This is a genomic window from Mesorhizobium sp. M0189, from assembly GCF_040322135.1.
Lineage (GTDB): Bacteria > Pseudomonadota > Alphaproteobacteria > Rhizobiales > Rhizobiaceae > Mesorhizobium.
The window spans coordinates 1-19,764 of sequence record NZ_JAMYSW010000032.1 but is presented as its reverse complement, the minus strand read 5'-3'; the positions used below and the strand labels follow the sequence as shown (position 1 = coordinate 19,764).

Annotated in this window: 19 protein-coding genes; 15 read left to right on the top strand and 4 right to left on the bottom strand. The window is 61.3% G+C overall.

Annotated features, from left to right (window positions below):
- Positions 1 to 2 precede the first annotated feature (2 nt).
- Together NKJ09_RS30625 and NKJ09_RS30620 are read left to right on the top strand one after the other, a co-directional pair.
- Positions 3 to 911, top strand: a complete 909-nt coding sequence (locus NKJ09_RS30625; RefSeq protein ID WP_023721839.1) for a ribokinase — start codon at positions 3 to 5, stop codon at positions 909 to 911.
- On the top strand, positions 908 to 1,738 hold the full coding sequence (locus NKJ09_RS30620) for a BtpA/SgcQ family protein (RefSeq protein WP_352496440.1): 831 nt from the start codon (positions 908 to 910) through the stop codon (positions 1,736 to 1,738). The genes NKJ09_RS30625 and NKJ09_RS30620 overlap by 4 nt, the downstream gene beginning before the upstream one ends.
- Positions 1,739 to 1,850: 112 nt before the next feature.
- Here the strand turns inward: NKJ09_RS30620 and NKJ09_RS30615 are convergent, their stop codons facing one another.
- Positions 1,851 to 2,096 carry a type II toxin-antitoxin system Phd/YefM family antitoxin gene (locus tag NKJ09_RS30615; RefSeq protein WP_023721842.1) on the bottom strand — a complete coding sequence of 82 codons (246 nt, stop codon included), beginning with the start codon at positions 2,094 to 2,096 and terminating at the stop codon, positions 1,851 to 1,853.
- A 709-nt stretch (positions 2,097 to 2,805) separates the two neighbouring features.
- On the opposite strand from NKJ09_RS30615, the gene NKJ09_RS30610 reads away from it, so the two are divergent.
- Positions 2,806 to 3,828, top strand: a complete 1,023-nt coding sequence (locus tag NKJ09_RS30610) for a LacI family DNA-binding transcriptional regulator (RefSeq protein ID WP_352496439.1) — start codon at positions 2,806 to 2,808, stop codon at positions 3,826 to 3,828.
- Here the strand turns inward: NKJ09_RS30610 and NKJ09_RS30605 are convergent.
- Positions 3,816 to 4,793, bottom strand: coding sequence for an alpha/beta hydrolase (locus NKJ09_RS30605; protein WP_352496438.1), 978 nt, complete (start codon positions 4,791 to 4,793; stop codon positions 3,816 to 3,818). The two genes, NKJ09_RS30610 and NKJ09_RS30605, sit on opposite strands and share 13 nt — an antisense overlap.
- Before the next feature lie 15 nt (positions 4,794 to 4,808).
- Positions 4,809 to 5,957, bottom strand: a complete 1,149-nt coding sequence (locus NKJ09_RS30600; protein ID WP_352496437.1) for a Gfo/Idh/MocA family protein — start codon at positions 5,955 to 5,957, stop codon at positions 4,809 to 4,811.
- Positions 5,958 to 6,394: 437 nt separating this feature from the next.
- On the opposite strand from NKJ09_RS30600, the gene NKJ09_RS30595 reads away from it, so the two are divergent.
- The 6 genes from NKJ09_RS30595 to NKJ09_RS30570 are packed head-to-tail and all read left to right on the top strand — an operon-like array spanning position 6,395 to position 11,617.
- The gene (locus tag NKJ09_RS30595; RefSeq protein ID WP_352496446.1) at positions 6,395 to 7,168 is read left to right on the top strand and encodes a sugar phosphate isomerase/epimerase family protein; all 774 of its coding nucleotides are present in this window, start codon (positions 6,395 to 6,397) and stop codon (positions 7,166 to 7,168) included.
- Between the two features lie 10 nt (positions 7,169 to 7,178).
- The gene (locus NKJ09_RS30590) at positions 7,179 to 8,255 is read left to right on the top strand and encodes a Gfo/Idh/MocA family protein (protein WP_023721849.1); all 1,077 of its coding nucleotides are present in this window, start codon (positions 7,179 to 7,181) and stop codon (positions 8,253 to 8,255) included.
- A complete protein-coding gene (locus NKJ09_RS30585; RefSeq protein WP_352496436.1) occupies positions 8,255 to 9,073 on the top strand; it encodes a sugar phosphate isomerase/epimerase family protein in 819 nt (272 codons plus the stop codon). The genes NKJ09_RS30590 and NKJ09_RS30585 overlap by 1 nt, the downstream gene beginning before the upstream one ends.
- Positions 9,073 to 9,906, top strand: coding sequence for an alpha/beta fold hydrolase (locus tag NKJ09_RS30580; protein WP_352496435.1), 834 nt, complete (start codon positions 9,073 to 9,075; stop codon positions 9,904 to 9,906). Before NKJ09_RS30585 ends, NKJ09_RS30580 begins: the two co-directional genes overlap by 1 nt.
- Positions 9,903 to 10,625, top strand: a complete 723-nt coding sequence (locus NKJ09_RS30575; protein WP_352496434.1) for a ribulose-phosphate 3-epimerase — start codon at positions 9,903 to 9,905, stop codon at positions 10,623 to 10,625. Before NKJ09_RS30580 ends, NKJ09_RS30575 begins: the two co-directional genes overlap by 4 nt.
- On the top strand, positions 10,625 to 11,617 hold the full coding sequence (locus tag NKJ09_RS30570; protein ID WP_352764535.1) for an ROK family protein: 993 nt from the start codon (positions 10,625 to 10,627) through the stop codon (positions 11,615 to 11,617). The genes NKJ09_RS30575 and NKJ09_RS30570 overlap by 1 nt, the downstream gene beginning before the upstream one ends.
- A 97-nt stretch (positions 11,618 to 11,714) precedes the next feature.
- Here NKJ09_RS30570 and NKJ09_RS30565 read toward each other — a convergent pair whose 3' ends face one another.
- A complete protein-coding gene (locus NKJ09_RS30565; RefSeq protein ID WP_352496432.1) occupies positions 11,715 to 12,476 on the bottom strand; it encodes a DeoR/GlpR family DNA-binding transcription regulator in 762 nt (253 codons plus the stop codon).
- A gap of 232 nt (positions 12,477 to 12,708) precedes the next feature.
- Here NKJ09_RS30565 and NKJ09_RS30560 point away from each other — a divergent pair, with 232 nt between their 5' ends.
- The 6 genes from NKJ09_RS30560 to NKJ09_RS30535 all read left to right on the top strand — a co-directional run bounded on the left by NKJ09_RS30560 (position 12,709) and on the right by NKJ09_RS30535 (position 19,585).
- On the top strand, positions 12,709 to 13,515 hold the full coding sequence (locus NKJ09_RS30560; RefSeq protein ID WP_352496431.1) for a beta/alpha barrel domain-containing protein: 807 nt from the start codon (positions 12,709 to 12,711) through the stop codon (positions 13,513 to 13,515).
- Positions 13,512 to 14,450, top strand: a complete 939-nt coding sequence (locus NKJ09_RS30555) for a PfkB family carbohydrate kinase (protein ID WP_023721856.1) — start codon at positions 13,512 to 13,514, stop codon at positions 14,448 to 14,450. The genes NKJ09_RS30560 and NKJ09_RS30555 overlap by 4 nt, the downstream gene beginning before the upstream one ends.
- Before the next feature lie 142 nt (positions 14,451 to 14,592).
- A complete protein-coding gene (locus NKJ09_RS30550; RefSeq protein WP_023721857.1) occupies positions 14,593 to 15,738 on the top strand; it encodes an ABC transporter ATP-binding protein in 1,146 nt (381 codons plus the stop codon).
- Between the two features lie 698 nt (positions 15,739 to 16,436).
- Complete coding sequence (locus tag NKJ09_RS30545; protein ID WP_031194880.1) at positions 16,437 to 17,690, top strand: ABC transporter substrate-binding protein; 1,254 nt, start codon at positions 16,437 to 16,439, stop codon at positions 17,688 to 17,690.
- A 158-nt stretch (positions 17,691 to 17,848) separates the two neighbouring features.
- Positions 17,849 to 18,730, top strand: coding sequence for a carbohydrate ABC transporter permease (locus NKJ09_RS30540; RefSeq protein WP_198030552.1), 882 nt, complete (start codon positions 17,849 to 17,851; stop codon positions 18,728 to 18,730).
- A 6-nt stretch (positions 18,731 to 18,736) separates the two neighbouring features.
- Entirely contained in the window at positions 18,737 to 19,585 is an 849-nt protein-coding gene (locus tag NKJ09_RS30535; RefSeq protein ID WP_352496429.1) for a carbohydrate ABC transporter permease, read from the top strand.
- Positions 19,586 to 19,764: the final 179 nt, after the last annotated feature.

Here is a 19,764-nt window from a genome sequence, read left to right as displayed (position 1 = left end):
CCATGCATGTCCACGTCGTCGGCAACGCCTGCGTCGATACCGTGTTTCGCGTCGGCCGCTTCCCTGCCGCGGGCGAGACTTTGAATGCCGTGAGCTATGCCGACGGGCTCGGCGGCAAGGGCGCCAACCAGGCAGTCGCAGCAGCACGGACTGGTGCAGAGGTGACGTTCTGGACGGCGCTCGGCAAGGACCCAGCTGGCGCATGGATCAGGAGCCGCCTCGACAACGAGCTGTCCGACCTTGAGGTCAGCCAATTCGAGCTGCCGAGTGACCGCTCGACCATCGTCGTCGATCGAGGCGGAGAGAATTTCATCGTCAGCGGCGTCGCCTGCGTCGAAGCCTTCGACCCGGTGGCGCAGACAGCACTTGTCCGCTGGATCGCTCCCGGCGACATCCTCGTCTGCCAGGGAAATCTACGGACTGCCGTGACCAATGCCTGCCTCAGAGCAGCAAAGGGAAACGGTGCGCGCACCGTTCTCAACGCCAGCCCGATCGATGCGATTTCGCTGCCCGATCTCGGCCTGGCGGAGGTTCTGGTGGTCAACCAGTCCGAAGCGCAAATCCTGACCGGCCGGGATGACATGACAGCAGCAGCCGGCGCGCTGGTGGCCAAAGGCGCAGGCGCCGTCGTCATCACCCTCGGTGCCGCAGGCTGTATCGTGCTTGGCACGGACCGGACGGAACCGCTTCGCTTGCCGGCGCCGAAGGTCGAAGCGCTCGACACCAGCGGCGCGGGCGATGTGTTCTGCGGCTGCCTCGCCGGCGGGCTTGCGCGGGGCATGCCGGTCATCTCGGCGCTGAAGCTGGCGCTCGCCGCCGCCGCAATCGCCGTGACACGGCCGGGCACGCTGGCATCCTGTCCTTCCGCCTCCGAGATGGCGGTGCTCATCGATCAAATGGAGATCTCATGACCCAGATCGGCCAATCCGGCGGCGACGCGCTCGTGGACCTTTTCGGCCGCACCAAGGTGGTGATCGGCGTCGTTCACCTGGCGCCGCTGCCCGGCGCGCCGCGCTATGATGGCGAGGCGATCGAGGCGATTTACCAGCGCGGGCTCGACGATGCCCGGGCCTATCTCGATGGCGGCTGCGACGGCGTCATCGTCGAGAACCATGGCGACATCCCCTTCGCCAAGCCTGACGATATCGGACCTGAGACGGCGGCCTATATGGCTGTCGTCTCAGACCGCATCCGCCGCGAGCTCGGCAAGCCGATCGGCATCAATGTGCTGGCCAATGCCGCCATCCCGGCCTTGGCGATCGCTAGCGCCGCCGGCGCCGGCTTCGTCCGCGTCAATCAGTGGGCGAATGCCTATGTCGCCAATGAGGGCTTTGTCGAAGGCGAATCGGGCCGTGCGGCACGCTACCGCGCCACGCTGCGCGCCAACGGCATCCGCATTTTCGCCGATGCCCATGTCAAGCACGGCGCACACGCCATCGTCGCCGACCGCCCAGTGGAGGAACTGGTCAAAGACCTGGTCTTCTTCGACGCCGACGCCATCATCGCCACCGGCCAGCGCACCGGCCACGCCGCGGATTTGGGCTACATAAGCATGATCAAGCAGGCCGCCGGCCTGCCGACGTTGGTCGGCAGCGGCGTGACGCCGGACAACGCCAACGATATCCTCGCCATTGTCGACGGGGTCATCATCGCCAGCGCGCTGAAGCACGACGGCGTCTGGTGGAACCAAGTCGACTCTGCTCGAGTAAAGGCGTTCATGGGTGGTCTGAGGCGATAGCTGACTTCAACCCCCCACCGCACCGAAGGGCCGCAGTCACCCGCGCGAGGGGGCGGGAGCTCTTCGGGCTCGCCCGCCGCCCAGAGCAAAAGATGGGCATCGAGCAGAAGTTTCATGCGTCGCCGCCAAACAGCTTCCCGATTTCCTCATCGGCCATGCGATCAACCTCGTCCGGAACTGAAAACTGCCCGGCCATAAACCCAACGCGACGCATTTCGCCGGCCGCAGGTGCGTCTATGGCAACGACCTTCACCATCGGCTTGCCGGATTTCGCAATTATGAAGGATTCAGCTTTGACCGCCCTGTCGACAAGACGAGACAGATGCGTCTTGGCCTCGTGAATATTGACGGTGTGCATTGCGGGCCCCGCGACTTAGTCCATGCAACTTAGTCTACTCGGGTCGATCTTCCACTATTGAGCGACTTCCTCGCGCCTAGCCGGCTCCTAGCAAGGAAGGGATTTCGACCTAATGGCCCGAATTCGCCGTTAGGAATGGCTTGATCAGGATGGTAGCTTCGCTCAACCACAGCAACGAAGTCGGAGGCGATAGTTCGATGAGTGTGGGGAAGGCATCTCGCCCAGTAGTGCCGTTGGACGCCCGTTTCGACTTCGATGCCGCCGATCTTCGACGGATCTCGAGACACAGTAACTGTTTGGATCAAGTCCCGCATCGCCTCTGCGGATTCGGAGTTGCCAGCCCCAATTCCTTTGGCAAGCCTATTTGAAGCTGGTTTAGTTGTTCATCGTAGCGTGCCGGCACCACAGGGCTCCAAACAAGTCACCGCGCATGGGTGTCGGCTGATCTCGACAAGGATCTCGCCGGCACTGACCAGTTTCTCCATCTCGCGGAATTCGTTCCGGCGCTGCGCTCCCGCCTCGCCGCGAGACTCGAATTTCCCATTGCTCACCCGACGATGAATACCGCTTGCGCCTTTTGCGTCAATTAATAAATTTACGCATGGAAACTCTCGGGCATTATCTGTAAATTTTCGTCTTGCAGTTGCACGCATGGCGGGCAGCGCCGAGGAACCACCCGGGATCGGATGTCTGTGACGAGAGGATTTCAATGCCGATGACGCACAAGACCATGGAGGATTTCGCCCGCTCCTGCGGCGTCTCCAGGCCGACCTTGTCGAAATATTTCGAGGATCCAACCAGCGTCAAGCCAGCGACGCGAAAGCGGATCGAGGAGGCACTCCGCTCGTCCGACTATCAGCCCAATCTGTTTGCCCGCAACCTGAACCGCAAGCGGACCCGCAGCATAGGCATCGTGGTGCCGACTCTCGCCGATCCTTTCTATTCCGAGATGGTCAGCCGCATCGAACTCAGGCTGCGCCACGAAGGCTACTGGCCGATCGTGATCTCCTCGCACGGCTCGCGCGAACTCGAAGTGGAAGCGACGCGAACCATCCTGTCACTAAAAGTTTCCGGTGGGCTGATCGCGCCGCTCGGCCTGCGCTCGGACCACCGTGCGCTGGAGAAGCTGACGCAGGCCATACCGATCGTCTATTTCGACACCTATCTCGAGAGCGGCACGCCGTTCGTCGGCAACAACAACAGCCAGAGCGTTTCGACGATCGTCGATTACCTCTGCCGCTCCGGCGGCGCGCCGGTCTATTTCGACATCCCGCACGTCAATCACAATACGCGCGAACGCCTGCACAACTATGTAAGCGCCATGCAACGGCTCGGGCAAGAGCCGGTGATCATTGGCGACACCCATGAATACACCTGGGATTTCGAACGCATCGGCTACCAGCAGATGGAGACAATGCTCAGCAATGGTGGCTTGCCGGGTAAGACCATTTTGTGCGCCAATGACCGCCTGGCCTTCGGCGTCATGGCGGCCGCCTATTCGCAAGGTCGCAAGGTCGGCCGCAAAAGCGATTGCGACCTGCGCGTCGCGGCCCATGACGACCACCCGCTCAGCCGCTACACCTGTCCTGCCTTGACCACCATGGCGCAGAACTTCGCCGCTATGGCGGGACGCAGTGTGGAGACGCTGCTGGCCCTGCTTGATGAGGACGGGACTGCGGTTGCACCCAAGATCAATCTCGACGCGACGCTGGTCATGCGTCAATCGGCCTGAGCATTTCCAAAGGCGAGATCGAAGCCGCGCCATGCGCGGACCGCCGCGCTGACCGCTTGCCGTGCAGCCGGGCTATGGCGGCCCATCGAGACGAAGCCGTGGATCTGGCCATTCCAGCGGCGCAGGGCGACCGGCACTCCTTCATCTTCCAGACGCTTCGCGTAGGCCTCGCCTTCGTCGGCGAGAATGTCATGGCCGGCGATGGCAACAAAGGCCGGCGCCACACCGGCAAGGCTGGGCGCCTTCAGCGGCGACACGCGCCAATCGTTGATATCGCCGGCATGGGTAACATAGTGGTCGCGGAACCAAGTCATGGTTGCCGCAGTGAGACCAAAACCCTCGGCAAAGCGGCAATAGCTGTCGGCCGTCTGCGCGGCGTCCGTATTCGGGTAGAACAGCAGCTGCGCCGTCGGCGGATTCTTGTTTTCGCGCGCGAGCAGGGAGAGCACCGTGGCGAGGTTGCCGCCCGCACTGTCGCCTGCGACAGCGATGCGCTTCGCGTCGACGCCGAGATCGTCGACGGCACTTTGCATGAAGGCAAGCGCCACGCGGCAATCCTCGATGGCCGCCGGGAACTTGTGCTCCGGCGCCAGCCTGTAGTCGGGACAGACGACGACGCAGGCGGCCATGTTGGCAAACCAGCGGCAGATCTCGTCATGGGAGTCGAGATTACCGATCACCCAGCCGCCGCCATGCAGATAGAGCAACGCCGGCGCGCCGTGCGCGGAAGCTCCTAGCCCACGATAGATCCTGAGCGTCAATGGGCCGCTTGGTCCGGCGATGGTGCGCTCGGTCAGCGAGGCGACCGGCTCGCGTTCGCCCTGCAGTGTCGGAAAGCCCTGCTCATAGGCGTGGCGGGCTTCCTGAGGGCTGCCGGCCTCGAACGGCTTGGCGGCCGCCTGCCGGCCGAGGTCGAGCACATGCCGGGCTTCCGGATCGAGCAAGGGCGAAGGCGATATTGTCATGGACGGCCCCCAAACTCAGGCAAGCAGGCTTGCCGCCTCGTCCTCCGCAAGGAGTGGCGGCTGATCGACGGTTCCATTGACTGCAACCGACTCGCGGCTTTCTCCCGAAGCGAGGGTCGCTTCCATGATCTCCAGCACATGCAGCGCAAGGTCGCCGGACGCACGCGGCTTTCTTCCGCTCAACAGCGCGCGTGAAAGGTCGGCGACGCCGAGCATGCGGTAATTGGCGCGATCGGGCGCGGCGAAGGGCCAGTTGCGAGCGCCGTAGAGTTCGCTCTCGCTTGTGAAGTCAGCCCAGTCGGCTCCGCGCTCCGAAAGCGAGACGGTGCCGCCGAATGTGTCCGGATCGGGCAGCTTGAGCGAGCCTTCCGTGCCATGCAGTTCGATCGGATGGTTGGAGTGCTTGAAGACGTCCCAGGAGGCGCCGAAGGCGACGGTAACGTCTGAGCGGAATTCCAGCAGCGACAGGATGTTGGTTGGCGTGCCGACCTTGAAGGTGGTGTTCCTGTAGGGACCCTCTGCGGTGATCAGGCGCTCCTCCTGGCCACGCGTTGCCATGGCCATCACGCGGCCGACCGGCCCGAGCAGGTTGACCAGCATAGTCAGGTAATATGGCCCCATGTCGAAGACCGGGCCGCCACCGGGTTGATAATAGAATTGCGGATTGGGATGCCAATGCTCCATGCCGCGCCCCATCATGAAGGCGGTGCCGGTCACCGGCCGGCCGATCGCGCCCCCGTCCATGAGGCGGCGCGCCCGCCGGCCGGCGGCGCCAAGAAACGTGTCGGGGGCCGAGCCGAGCAGCAGCCCGCGCTTCGCCGCCTCCGTGACAAGACGGCGACCGTCGTTGGCCGAGGTCGCCAGCGGCTTTTCGGTGAAGACATGCTTGCCCGCCGAAAGTGCTGAAAATGAGATGTCGAAATGCGCCGACGGGATGGTCAGGTTGAGGACGAGGTCGATCTCCGGGTCGGCCAGAAGCGCGTCAACGCTGAGCGGACGGATGCCATATTCGCTGGCGCGCAAGGCCACCATGTCGGCGGAAATGTCGGCGCAGGCGCGCAGTTCCACCTCACCGAACAGAGCCGCATTGCGCAAATAGGTCATCGAGATGTTGCCGCACCCGACAACGCCGATGCCGAGCTTTGTCTTTGATTTCCCGTGCATTTCGATCGTACCTCCCAACACGTCAGCGGCCTGGACCGCTGCGCGGCAACGGATCACATTCGCAAGCCGCTATACAACATTTTAAATATTGACGCGCGTAAAATTGTTATAGAACATGCGAAAATGCTGACGAACGTCGGGCGCGCTGCCGGCCCTGGGAGGAGAAATGACTGACATGAAAAATCGGCCGGCCGCCGGCTCGAAGCCCGTGCTCATGTTATGATCGCCGACCGCCGGCAATTTCTCACTGGAAGCGCCGGGCAGCTGGTGCAGTAGCGCGGCTTGCGCGCAGGACTGGGCGTTCGCCGGACTCGCGCCAGTCGCGCGCCGAGCTTTGCCAACACCGCCTCGGGGGAGGCTGACGCAGGGCGGCATCAAGGAAGGAAAGGACGATCGTGAAAAACCTGAAAGTCGGTTGCCAGACCTTTACCTGGGAAATGTTGGGAGACCGCTTTGCCGGCGGCCCCGACGATCTCGTGAAGGCGATCGCGGATGGCGGCTATGCCGGCATCGAGATCACCGACACGATGATCGGCCGCTATGCCGGCAGGCCGGCGGAATTCGCCACCGCACTGAAGGCGACCGGCCTCACCCTCGTCTCCTTTGCCTTCGGTTCGAAGAACGGCTTCACACTGAAGGAGCAGATCGGCGCCGACCTCGAGGCCGCGAAGCGCTGGATCGACTTCGCCGCCGCTTTTCCGGGCGCGATGGTGTCGATGGGCTCGGCCACCGTCGTCTCGGACGGCCGACGCGACGACAGGTTCGCCATCGCGGCCGAGATCTACAACAGGGCGGGTGAGCTCGGGCGCAAGGCCGGCGTCGATGTCGCGGTACATCCGAGCTCGCACCACAACACGCTGCTGTTCGACCGCGCCGATTACGACCGTATCTTCGGGCTGATCGATCCGTCGCTGGTCGGTTGGGTGCCCGACACCGGCCATATATTGCGCGGCCACAACGACATGATCGACACCCTCACAACCCATCGCGACCGCATCCGCTACGTTCACCTGAAGGATGTCGATGCCAGCGGCACTTGGGCAATGCTTGGCAAGGGCGTCTGCGACACCCAGGCAGTGATCGCCATCGCCAGCGCCGCGCCCAACTTCAACGGCTGGCTGGTGTTGGAGGAAGAATCCGACACCGCTGCCGCAGATCCGGCCGCCGCGGTCAAGACCAACCGCCAGACGATGCGCGGCTACGGCGCGTGAGGAACAGATCATGATCCGGAAACAAGACCGCCGCCTTCGTGTCGGTGTGCTCGGCTGCGGGCCGATCGCGCAATTCGCCCACCTCGAATCCTGCGTCAAAGCAAGGAACGCCGACCTTTATGCTATCTGCGATGCCGCCCCCGACCTTTTGGGGCGCATGGGCGCGACCTATGAACCTGAGAAGATGTATGGCGACTACGACGCCATGCTGGCCGACCCGGAACTGGAGGCGGTGATCGTCGCGACCTCGGACGCCTATCACGTGCCGATGGCGATCAAGGCGCTCGAGGCCGGCAAGCATGTGCTGTGCGAGAAGCCGATCGGCGTCTCGGTCGAAGAGGGCCAAAAACTCGCCGACGCGGTCATGCGCTCCGGCAAGGTGCTGCAGGTCGGCCACATGAAGCGCTTCGACCCGGCTCTTGAGGCGGCGCGCGATTTCGTCCGCGACGAGATGGGCGAGATACTGGCGCTAAAAGCCTGGTATTGCGATTCCACCCACCGCTACACCAACACCGATGCCATCCAACCGCTGCCGGTCAGCAGCCGGCTGGCGCGCAAGCCGGCCGGTAATCCGAAGGCCGATCTCAGGCGGTACTTCATGCTTGCGCATGGCTCGCACCTCGTTGACACCGCACGCTTCCTGTGCGGTGAGATCCTCGCGGTGCGCGCCCGTCTCAACCAACGTTTCGGCGCCTATTGCTGGTTCGTCGAAACGGAATTCGCCAACGGAGCGCTTGGCCATCTCGACCTGACGGTGGCTGTGCGCATGGACTGGCACGAGGGCTTCCAGCTCTACGGCGAAAACGGCTCGGTGATCGCGAAGACTTTCAATCCCTGGTACTTCCGGGCAAGCGAGGTCGATATCTTCCATGAGAAGGATGCAACGTCGCGCAAGCCGCTTGGCGCGGACGGCCATTTCTTCCGACGCCAGCTCGAAGGCCTCTCCGACACCGTGCTTGACGGCGCGCCGCTGCGTGGCGCCGACGTCGAGGACGGCCTCGCCTCGATCCGCGCCATGGTGGCGATCGCCCGCTCGGTCGAAACCGGCCAACGCGTCGAGATTGCTGGCGTAACAGGAGCGGTCTGATGGAGATCGGGGTCTTCGCCAAGACTTTTCCGGGAAGCGAGCCGGCCGGTGTGCTGGCCGCGGTGCGCGACGCCGGATTTGCCGTTACCCAGTTCAACCTTGCCTGCGCCGGCCTGCCGTCGATGCCGGATGCGGTGCCGGATCACGCCATCAGCACTATTGCGGCTGCGTCTGATGCCTCCGGCGTCGCTTTGGTGGCGCTGTCGGGCACCTACAACATGGCCCATCCGGACAGGACGGTGCGCCACGACGGCCTGCGCCGTCTTGGCGCGGTCATCGAGGCCGCGGCAGCGCTTTCGGTTCCGCTCGTCACCCTGTGCACGGGAACGCGCAACGCGGACGACCAGTGGGCGCATCACCCTGGCAATGCCGATCCGTCGGCCTGGGCCGATATGGCAAGCGAGATGGAAAAGGCGCTTGCTCTGGCCGAGCATCACGGTGTCGATCTCGGCATCGAACCCGAACAGGCCAACATCGTCACATCGGCAGCGGACGCGATGCGCCTTATCGCAGAGATGGGCTCGAAGCGGCTGCGCATTGTGCTCGATCCGGCGAACCTGTTCGAACAGGCGAGCACAGGGCAAGCACGCGCCGTCGTCGCTGCAGCAGTCGAAGGCACCGCAGGCCACGTCGCCATGGCCCACGCTAAGGACCGTTTCGCCGACGGCCGCTTTGCCACCGTCGGCCGCGGCGTCGTCGACTTCGCCGATTTCGTCGCCCGGCTCAAAGTGTCAGGCTTTGACGGGCCGCTGGTCACGCACGGCCTTTCAGCCGAAGAGGCACCAGGCGTCGCCCGGTTCCTGAAGGGGCTGGCCTGATGGCGCGCCCGGCCACCTTGTTTCGCGACGATGCCACGCTGCGGATTTCCGATGAGGGCGACGGGCTTGCCGTCGTCTTCCAGCACGGGCTGGGCGGCGGCGAGGCACAGGTCGCGCAGGCTTTCCCCATCGACGCCGGCTGCCGGCGCATCACGTTGGAATGCCGCGGACACGGTGAGTCCGATCTAGGCAGCCGCCGACCGTTTTCAATGGCGATGTTTGCGGACGATGTTCTGGCCGCCGCCGATCAGGCCGGCCTCGACCGTTTCGTCGCTGGCGGCATTTCCATGGGCGCCGCGATTGCGTTACGCCTTGCCTGCCGTTGTCCGGACCGCGTCGCCGGCCTGATGCTTGTGCGGCCGGCCTGGACGTTCGAACGCGCGCCAGTGAACCTGCAGCCGATCGCCGAGGTCGCCGGCCTCATCCTCGATCATGGCCCCGACAAGGCCAGGACGATCTTCTCGCGGTCTGAAATCGCCGCGCACCTCCAGAGCGAGGCACCAGACAATCTCGCCTCGCTGTTCGGTTATTTCGACCGCCCGGATGCAGCATTGTTTGCGCAAGTCCTGGCCGACATCGCTGCCGATGGAGCTGAGGTCTCGGCAAGCGACGCCGCCACCCTTGGCATTCCTGTGCTGGTCATCGGCAATACTGTGGATGCGGTGCATCCACTATCGGCCGCGCATACACTTGCGGATGCCATCCCCGGCGCGGCCTTTGTGGAGATCGCCGCCAAGGCGCTCGACGGCAAAAGGCATTTCGCGGAGCTGCAGGCCGAGATCACCACGTTCCTTCACGCCCACTTCAACATCCGGAGCCTTGTTGCCTCATGACGAGCAAATCCCTGTCCGGCCGTATTGCCATCGCCGCCTTGCCGCGCAACCGGCTGCTCGGCGAGTTTTCCCTGTGGTCGGCCGACCTGGCCAACATGGAGCGCGATCTGAAGCGCATAGACGCTTATGTCGACCTGCATCACATCGACGTCGCTGACGCCCGCTTCACCCCCGGCTTCCTGTTCTTTCCGGATCTGGTGGCACGGATCGCCAAGCTGACGACAAAGCCGATCCATGTGCATCTGATGGTCGAAGCGGAAATCGTCGAGGAGCAAACGCGCCAGTTCATCGAGGCCGGCGCCGACCTCATCAGCGTCCATGCTGAAAACGGCGAGGCCGGGTTGCGCGCCGTGCGGCTGGCGCATGAGCTCGGCGCCGAGGCCGGCGCGGTGCTCAGGCTGGAAACGCCTGTCTGCGCCGTCACGCCCTTCTTGCCCGAAGTTGCCTTTGTGACGCTTCTCGGCACGTCGATCGGCGTCAAGGGCCAGGCGCTGTCCGATCAGGCCTGCCCGCGCCTGATCGAGGCGCGCGCGCTGATGCGAAAAGCAGGTCGAGAGAACCAAATCATCTTGGCTGCCGATGGCGGAATCCGACACGAGACGGTGCCGCGCCTGCGTGCTGCCGGGGCCGAAACGGTGGTGCTCGGATCGCTGGCGTTCGGCGACCCCGACCTTGCGCAACGCATGGCCTGGCTGCATGGGTTGAAGGTCACCGCCTGATGACCAAAGTTGCGCTTGCATTCGATCTCGGCGGAACGGAGCTGCGGGGCGCGCTGGTCGAGCGCAACGGTCGGGTTGTCGCCCGCGTTTCGGCGCCGACGTTGGCGGGTGCGGGATCGGAAGCGGTGATCGGCCAGATCATCTCACTTGCTGGCAGGCTTTTGGTCGAGCGGCCGCAGGCAGAGATTGCCGGCATCGGCGTCTGCGCGCCGGGGCCCCTCGATCCCAAGGCCGGGTTCGTGATCGCGCCGCCGACGCTGGCCGGCTGGCACGACGTGCCGCTGCTCGACATTCTGGGCAGGCATTTCGGCCTGCCGGTGCGGCTGGAGAACGACGCCAATGCAGCCGCGCTGGGCGAATGGCGTTTCGGCGCCGGCCGGGGTAGCGGATCGGTGGTCTTCGTCACCGTGTCGACCGGCATCGGCGGCGGCGTTGTTGCCGATGGCCACATCTATCATGGCCGACGCGGGCTGGCAGCCGAGATCGGCCATATGACCATCACCGGCGAAGGCGACCGCTGTTTCTGCGGCGCCATCGGCTGCTTCGAGGCGGTGGCATCGGGAACCGCGCTCGGGCGGCATGCCACGCGGCTGACGGCTCCCGGCGACGGCTCACTGCTCAGGCGTCTTTCCGGCGACGGCGATGTCTCGGCCAGGCACGTCGTCGAGGCCGCTCGCGCCGGCGATATCAGGGCCCTCGAACTGGTCGAGGCCGAGGCGAAGTGGCTGGGCATCGGCTTCACCAATCTGTTGCACCTCTACTCGCCTGATCTGATCGTGATGGGCGGCGGCCTCGCCAACGGCTTCGATCTGCTGGCGCCGCTTGTCAGGGGCACCGTCGAAGCGCGGGCGATGCCCGCCTATCGCGATGTGCCGATCGTACAGGCGCAGCTCGGCGACCAGGCCGGCCTGGTCGGCGCGGCAAGCCTGATCCTGTGGGAGGGCAAGCCAGGAACGTCACTGGCAATGGCGCAGAACGACGAGAGAAGATGACGCCGGCACTCGCCGGGAGCGCTTCGGCCGCAGCGAATTCGAACTCCGGCGTCAAACGCAGCGCGGCACCGAGAGGCTGATGGCAGACGGAAGGCACTCACACGTAGCGCACTTCGACTCCCAGCTTGTCCAATCGGCTACGAATCCCATACGGCATACCAGTGTCGGTGATGATCAGATCGACACGTGACAACGAGAATGCCTTGGACGAGGCGCCGATATCCCATTTGCTTGAATCTGCCACAAGGATCACACGCCTGGCCATACGAACCAGGTTACGCTTCGTACGTGCAATGTCTTCTGAGACATCGACGACGTCGAATGAGTGATCTATCGCATGCGCGCTGACGAATGCCTGGTGAGCCACAAGACCGCCCACGGCCTTGTCAAAATCCGACACGATCGTGCTGACCGTCTCGGGATAGACCCGACCGCCTATCATATGCACGTCCAGTCCGGGACGATACATCAGATGCTGCGCGATGTTCATCGCGGTTGTCGCTACTACGACATTGCTGACCGGGGGCATCTGCATTGCGACCTGCAGCAACGTCGAGCCGCTGTCGAACAGCACGGACTGGTTGTCTATGATCTGGCGCGCCGCCATCTGCGCGATACGCCGTTTGGCATCGAAGTTGCGGTACATCCGTTCTTCGAAGGCCGCGGCGGGCGAATCAGCCGGCAAGGCAATTGCGCCGCCATGCGTTTTGATCAACTGCTTTTTTGCGTCCAGAATTTCCAGGTCGGACCTAATGGTCACCTCGGACACGCCGAAGTTTTCCGCCAGTTGGCTGGTGCGCGCCTGGCCGGTCCGTTGAAGCTCGAGCATGATCTGATGTCGTCGTTGTTCCGCCAGCATGTGTGACCCCGAATTGCTGTTTGAATAGCTGCACGCTAACCTTTCGAAAATCGAACCCCAAACCGGCAAGCGTTTGCGAATCCTTGGGATAGCGCGTCATCGTAGCGAACGCTAGCGGTCGCAATCGCAATCTTATATCAAAACGAAAGAAATCGAAATATTGAGTATTGTTTTGCTTTCGAGTTAGGGTCCCTCAATGTCAGATCAAAAATCGCGAAGGGACTGCACCGATATGGGCCTTGGAACTAAAATTCGCTTGTCGCGGCTGTTCTCGCATCGATCTGGAAACCTGTTCGGTGGTGCGGTCGACCATTTCGTAGGCTATGGCAACGTCCGTGAGGGCGGCCTTGCGGATCTCCCCGGCGCGCTCAAGCGAGTGATGGCCGGAGAGCCAGATTACATCAGCATTCAGCCTGGTGCGGCGCGTCATCTGTGGCCGGCTTACGCCGGCAAGGCGGCGCTGGTCATTCAGGCGGGGTGCTTTACGCCCGACGATCGGATCAGTCAGTTGATCGCGACACCCGAAGATGCCGTGCGCTACGGTGCCGATGCGCTGGCCGTCGCCATTCCGGTGCGGGGCGATACCGAGGGCCACTACATTCGCTGGCTTACCGATACGGTCAACGCTGCTGCTCGTTTCGAAATGCCGGTCGTTGCGCATGTTTATCCGCGCGACTATTCAAACGGCTGCAAGATCGTCTTCACGCCCGACGAGATCGCCTATGCAGTTAGGATTGGCTTTGAGACCGGCGTCGACGTGATCAAGGTCGGATACACTGGGGACTTCGACTCATTCAAGGAAACGGTCGCCACTTGCCCGGTTCCCATCGTTATCGCCGGCGGCCCGAAGACCGAGGATCTTCTGGGCGCTCTGACCCAGACCTCTGAAGCCCTGCGCGCCGGCGCGAAGGGTGCGGTCGTGGGGCGCAATTTGTGGGGGCATGGTGACACCACGATGGCAGCGCGTGCGTTCAAGGGCGTCATTCACGACGGGATGGCGCCGCAAGACGCTTTGGCGGCTGCGGCACGTGAGCCGTGACCGGCGATCTTCAGGTCTTGGGCTTCGGAGCCTTGGCGATTGACGACATCATCTATGTCGACAGCCCGCTGGGTGCCGGCAAAGGGAGGGTGACAAATCGCACGAGGGACCACGGCGGCAATGTGGCGACGGCACTCGTTGCTGTCGCCAAGTTGGGCGGGCGTGCCGGTTTCATCGGCTGGCTGAGCGATCAGCCACATTCAGATGTCAGCGCCCGCGAACTTGAACGACACGGTGTCGACATATCGTTCGCGCCACGTCGTTCCGATGCCAGGCCGATCCGGTCGGTGATCACTGTGGCGCCTAATGGTGACCGGTTCATCGCCTATGATGATGATGTGCCGCACGGGACCTCGGATGCGCTGGCCGACAGCGTCCTTGCGCAAGCCCAGGTACTGTTGATCGACGGCTACGCCACGCAGGCGGAGATGGTCGTTGCTCGAGCCCGCACGCTGGGTCTGGCGGTGATCGCCGATATTGAGTGGACAATCGGACCTGCAACCGACCGATTGATCCGCCTATCAAATCACCTGGTATTCCCTCTGGAATTTGCGCAGACCTATACAGGCGAAAAAGAGGCGACGGCGATCCTGCGCAAGCTGTGGTCGGATGACCGCTCCGCGGTCGTGTTGACCGATGGCGATCGAGGCGCCTACCTCCGGCAAAAGGACGATGCCGTTTTGTGGCACGTTCCGGCCTACAAGGTCAGGGCAGTGGACACGACCGGCGCGGGGGATTGTTTCCATGGGGCCTATGCCTTTGCCCTTACACAGGGAAAGCAGCCTGTCGCCTGCGTTGTTTATGCAAACGCCGCGGCCGCGATCTCGGTAACGGGCCGCGGTGGCCGTATGGCTCTGCCAGACCACAATGCCTGTCTCGCGTGGATGGCGAAAGAAAATGCGCCTGTGCCCATACCGATTACGTCGCCAGACTGAGAATTCATCGCTCGGATATTGCCGCTTCTGGGGGAAGGAGCGCGCCTTGGCTGCGCCGATGACACTGCCGGTTCGATCTGCAGTCGCGCTGGGTGGAGGCTATTCGACGTTTAGCTAGCGCAGATAATAGGGAGGATGTGACGTGGCCGTTGTTGTGTTGGACAAGATTTGCAAGACCTACGGGACGAAATTCCAAGCAATCAGGGATCTTAGCCTGACGATAAACGATGGCGAGTTCCTCATTCTCGTTGGCCCTTCGGGATGCGGAAAATCGACTGCCTTGCGCATGATCGCGGGGCTGGAAGAGATCAGCAGCGGAACCCTGAGCATTGGCGGCGAGAATGTTGAGGATCTGGCGCCGAAGGACCGCGATATTGCGATGGTCTTTCAGAATTATGCCCTTTATCCGCATATGACAGTGTTCGACAACATAGCCTTCTCGATGAAGCTTGCGGGGAAGAGCAAGGCCGAGCGCACGAAGCGCGTCCATGAAATTGCAAAGACCCTGCAATTGGAAACGCTGCTGGACAGTAAGCCGGCGGCGCTGTCAGGCGGACAACGCCAGCGGGTCGCCATGGGGCGCGCGATGGTGCGCGAACCGGCGGCCTTTCTCATGGATGAACCCTTGTCAAACCTCGATGCCAAGCTGCGCGTGCAAATGCGCGCGGAAATTGTCAGCCTGCAAAGACAGTTGGGGGTGACCACGATTTATGTAACACACGATCAGACCGAAGCCTTGACCATGGGCGACCGGGTTGCGGTCTTAAAAGGCGGTGTGCTTCAGCAGGTCGACACGCCAAAGACACTGTACAATCGGCCAATCAATGCCTTCGTGGCGGGTTTCATCGGGTCGCCATCGATGAACCTGTTCGAAGGCCGTTTGCACAATGGCAGGATCGACCTGCCGACCTTTTCGATCCCGGTGCCGACGAGTGCGTTTGAGCGCTCGCCTGGTCTGACCGCCTTCGAAGGCAAGACACTCATCTTCGGCATACGCCCCGAGGATCTCTACGACAGCAGTCTGGAATCGGGATCGCGCCATGCCACTCTGCCGGCAATCGTAAAGTCGACGGAGGAATTGGGATCCGAGCTTGTCGTTCACCTGAGTGTCGATGCGGTTCGAATCGATTCCGGCGACCCAGATGCCGTTGAAGATCTAAGCGGTGCGGCAAACGCCGTAGCGAGGTTTGAAGCCGTCAGCGCGGTCGGGCCGGGCGAGTTGATTAATCTTGCGATCAACGCGGCCAAGTTGCACTTCTTCGATCCCCAGACGCATCTCGCAATTTAGCGTGATCCGCGAGGGTTGATCCGGAAAGAATCGGACGCGCAAATTTCGTTAGACGCTGGCTCCACTCTGGTGTGCGAACCCTCGCTCGACCATCAAATCGGTTGGTTGAGGGTTATTTTAAGGCCGTGACTTCTAAGCTGCCAGATCGTAGCCGGCCAGGAGCCAAGCATTCGTGGGCGACTAAGATCGTTGGCTTTGCATCAAGGGAAATTTCGGGCCGTCCTCCTTGGCAAACGGTGCAACCCTGCTCGACATCGTTCAGCGTGCGACACGCCGATTTTTTCACCGGGAGCTCGAGATCGTCTCGTGCCCATTGGTCACCCAACAAAGCGATCAAGAGTCGCCTGAACGCCGTCTAAATTGCGACGTCTTCGCAAGTGCGTGACCTCGCCGAAAGCCCGCTTTTCCGTCCGATCGATGCGCCTTTCATTTGTTTTCTTTTTAGCAAACTGGCTTTCGTTTGGTTACGAAATTAGCCGAGAAATGCGACGCGAGCAATGTGTACAATGGAAAAAATACGCCGGAAAGACTCAGACAAAAGCGCATATTATTCAACTGCTTACATTTATTTCTGGCTTCCCATTTTCCCAGCCATTCTTCACGATCCCAGTTCTTGATTGACACAAAGACCCGGAAGGGAACCTAGTTTGATCGCGATCGGGAGGATCGAGCCAAAACATCGCTCCGAGGAGGGAAACATGAACGTCAGTAAATATATTGTAGCGGCTTCGTCCGCTGTGGCCGTCTGGGTACTATCTGCCACCTGCGCCTTCGCTGAGACCAATCTCGAATTCATCCAATGGTGGGAGCCCGAAATGCCCGCTGGCGCTCTGCGTGGCATCATGGATGAGTTCGAAGCTAAAAACCCTGGCATCAAGGTGACGCTTGTCAGCGGCCCCTACTCCGCCACCCATGATCAGATCGTGGTCGGCGCCGCGTCGGGTACGCTCAGCGATGTCGTCGGCCTGGACGGCGCATGGGTCAACGGGCTTGCAAAGCAGGGCGCAATCGCGTCGATGGACAGCCTAATGGCCGACGCCAAATATGACCCGAGCCAGATCGCTGACATCATCAAGGTCAACGGCCAAAGCGTCATGTTCCCGCTAGCCTCGTTCGTATACCCGGTCTTCGTCAATCTCGATCTGGCCAAGGCTGCCGGTGTCGACAAGATGCCGACTACCCGCACAGAATTCGCCGCTGCCGCGAAGAAGATGACCAATACGGACAAGAACGAATACGGGTGGGTGCTGCCGCTATCGCTGCAAAATCCCGGCGGCATCCAGAACGACGTGATGTCTTGGGTGTGGGCTTCCGGGGCGTCGATGCTCAAGGACGGTAAGCCCGATGTGGAAAATAGTGCCGTGGTCGGTACGCTCGAATACATCAAGTCCCTGCAGGACGCCGGCGTCATATCGCCAGGCATCTTTGCCAAGAAGGAACAGGACAAGGTCGAAGAGTTCGTCAACGGCCGCGTTGGAATGATGATCGACTCGCTGGCACATATCAATCTTATCCGCCAGCGCAACCCCGATCTCAAGTTCGGCATCTCTGCCCTACCTGCGGTTGATGGCTATTCGGGTAAGCGCGGACTGCCCTATGCCTCGTGGGGCATCGGCATCAGCAACAGCACCGAGCACAAGGCTGAGGCCTGGAAGCTTGTTGAATATCTGATGAGCCCGGAAGTGAACGGCCGCCTGGTATCGCTCGCAAACGCCTTTCCAGGCAATGTGCACGCGAAGCCTGACTTCTCGAAATCGGACCCGCTATTTGAGGAAGCCTTCAAGATCTACCAAAGCGGCCACCTGGCCAACGAATTCGTGGGCCTGCCCGTCGCCGAGGACCTGATGCGAGACATGAACGTCGAAGTGCAAAAGATGTTCGACGGCCAGCAAACCGCAAAGGACGCGGCTGCCAATACGCAAAAGCAGTGGTTGGTTGACTTCGCCAAGTAGGCGCAGCTCCAGACAATTCCGGCAGCGCGATATGGTTCTATCGCGCTGCCGCTGCATCGTAACCAGACGATACGTTCCTACGATCAAACGGGTTACACCTCATGAGCCTCGCCAACGAACGTCTGATCGTCACGCCAACGAAAGTGCGCAAGCGTGGCATGATCTCTTACAAGACAAGAAAGAGGCTGATCCCGCTGTTTTACGTGGCACCAGCCACCTTTTTGTTTTGCCTGCTCATGCTGTTTCCCATGATCACGGTCCTGCGCTATTCGCTGATGGACGGCGCGATCATGAAAAAGGACGCTGCTTTCGTAGGGTTGCGGAACTACGTGACGATCTTCGCAGATCCGGTTTTCTGGCAGTCGGTCGGGCAGACCCTCTATTTCACGGTGATGAGCGTCATTTTCCATCTTCTAATCGGCTTGGCCTTCGCGCTCTTGCTGAACACCCAACGCGTCCATCCGGTGATTAGAAGCATTCTGCGTGTTCTCTACATCTTGCCCTGGCTCTTTACGGCAGTGATCATCGCGATCATATGGCGGTTGCTTTTGGATCCCAACGGCGTGGTCAACAGCATCCTGATGGCGCTCCATATCGTCAACTTCAAGGTCGAGTGGTTCTCCTCGACGAAAACCGCGCTCCATGCGTTGACGTTTGCGAACATCTGGGCGGGATACCCGCTTTACATGGTCAGCTTGCTCGCCGGTCTGCAGGGCATCCCCAAGGACCTTTACGAGGCCGCAGGCATCGATGGGGCCAATGAGTTCCAAAAGTTCCGGTACATCACGATTCCGCAGCTGATGCCGATCATCATCAGCATCGCCTTGCTGGATTTCATCTGGACGATGCAGGTCTTCCCGCTGGTCTGGATGACAACGGGCGGTGGCCCGATCCATGCGACCGAGGTGCTGAGCACGTATACCTATAAGCTTGCGTTTTCGAGTTACGAATTTTCACAAGCCTCGGCGAGCGCGATCTTCATCCTGATCATCTCGATGGGCGCGACTTACTTCTACATCAAACACCAGAAGGCCAGGTGACCGGCGATGGCAAAGCGCTCTTCTTTCAAAAACACCGTATTGCCCACCGTACTGACATATCTGGGGCTCGCGGCCGGTCTGGTCTTTGCAGGTTTTCCCATCCTGTGGATGTTTTTCACTTCGTTGAAATCAAACACCGAGATCTTTGCCCTACCGCCGCGGCTGCTGCCCGACCATTTCACCAACGTAGCCTACCTTTCCATCTTCAATGATCCGGTCAAGGTGCGCTTCTTTCTCAACAGCTATCTCGTCGCGGGAGTGGTAACGCTTCTGACGCTGCTGGTCGCCGTTCTTACGGCCTATGGCTTCAGCCGCTATTCATTCCGTTTTAAGAATACGCTCAACGTCTTTATCATCAGCACACAGACCGTCCCGCCAATCACACTTCTCATTCCCTATTTCGGCATGGTCGTCGCCTTCGGTATTTTCAACACCTACTTCGCGCTGATTCTAACCTACATGGTATTCACCTTGCCTTACGCAATTCTGCTGATGACGGGCTACCTCAATACCCTGCCAAGGGAACTCGATGAGGCGGTGTTGGTCGATGGGGGGTCAAGTTGGACAGCGCTGTGGCGTGTGGTTATCCCTCTTTCAGTGCCTGGCATCGTAGCGACTGCGGTCTATACGTTTCTATTGGCGTGGAATGAGTTCCTCTTTGCGCTCACTTTGACGAAGTCGCCAGACATGCGGACCGTTCCAATCGGTATCGAGTTGCTAATGGGCCAACATGCGTTCGAATGGAACGAGATGATGGCGATGAGCGTGCTGGGATCGCTCCCGCTTCTGATCCTGTATCTGATTGCACAGCGTTATTTCCTCGCGGGCTTGGCCGCCGGGTCGGTGAAGATCTGAGCGGCTGGACTCCCAGTTCGCCGCTCTCGTCATCCCGTTGAGGGATTGGCCGGAATGGTGTTGCTGAACACAAACACGGGACTGTCGGGAATTCTGTGCGCGAGGCCATGATGATGGAAAGGAGAGAATCATCGCATGGCTATTGAGAAGGAACTTCTGGACCAACTGCTTGCCGGCCG

Coding starts and splice junctions, on each gene's coding strand:
- NKJ09_RS30590 (WP_023721849.1), top strand. CDS start 7,179: ATGATCCGGAAACAAGACCGCCGCCTTCGTGTCGGTGTGCTCGGCTGC.
- NKJ09_RS30540 (WP_198030552.1), top strand. CDS start 17,849: ATGATCTCTTACAAGACAAGAAAGAGGCTGATCCCGCTGTTTTACGTG.
- NKJ09_RS30560 (WP_352496431.1), top strand. CDS start 12,709: ATGGGCCTTGGAACTAAAATTCGCTTGTCGCGGCTGTTCTCGCATCGA.
- NKJ09_RS30595 (WP_352496446.1), top strand. CDS start 6,395: ATGTTGGGAGACCGCTTTGCCGGCGGCCCCGACGATCTCGTGAAGGCG.
- NKJ09_RS30610 (WP_352496439.1), top strand. CDS start 2,806: ATGCCGATGACGCACAAGACCATGGAGGATTTCGCCCGCTCCTGCGGC.
- NKJ09_RS30570 (WP_352764535.1), top strand. CDS start 10,625: ATGACCAAAGTTGCGCTTGCATTCGATCTCGGCGGAACGGAGCTGCGG.
- NKJ09_RS30620 (WP_352496440.1), top strand. CDS start 908: ATGACCCAGATCGGCCAATCCGGCGGCGACGCGCTCGTGGACCTTTTC.
- NKJ09_RS30600 (WP_352496437.1), bottom strand. CDS start 5,957: ATGCACGGGAAATCAAAGACAAAGCTCGGCATCGGCGTTGTCGGGTGC.
- NKJ09_RS30535 (WP_352496429.1), top strand. CDS start 18,737: ATGGCAAAGCGCTCTTCTTTCAAAAACACCGTATTGCCCACCGTACTG.
- NKJ09_RS30615 (WP_023721842.1), bottom strand. CDS start 2,096: ATGCACACCGTCAATATTCACGAGGCCAAGACGCATCTGTCTCGTCTT.
- NKJ09_RS30575 (WP_352496434.1), top strand. CDS start 9,903: ATGACGAGCAAATCCCTGTCCGGCCGTATTGCCATCGCCGCCTTGCCG.
- NKJ09_RS30605 (WP_352496438.1), bottom strand. CDS start 4,793: ATGACAATATCGCCTTCGCCCTTGCTCGATCCGGAAGCCCGGCATGTG.
- NKJ09_RS30580 (WP_352496435.1), top strand. CDS start 9,073: ATGGCGCGCCCGGCCACCTTGTTTCGCGACGATGCCACGCTGCGGATT.
- NKJ09_RS30545 (WP_031194880.1), top strand. CDS start 16,437: ATGAACGTCAGTAAATATATTGTAGCGGCTTCGTCCGCTGTGGCCGTC.
- NKJ09_RS30585 (WP_352496436.1), top strand. CDS start 8,255: ATGGAGATCGGGGTCTTCGCCAAGACTTTTCCGGGAAGCGAGCCGGCC.
- NKJ09_RS30625 (WP_023721839.1), top strand. CDS start 3: ATGCATGTCCACGTCGTCGGCAACGCCTGCGTCGATACCGTGTTTCGC.
- NKJ09_RS30565 (WP_352496432.1), bottom strand. CDS start 12,476: ATGCTGGCGGAACAACGACGACATCAGATCATGCTCGAGCTTCAACGG.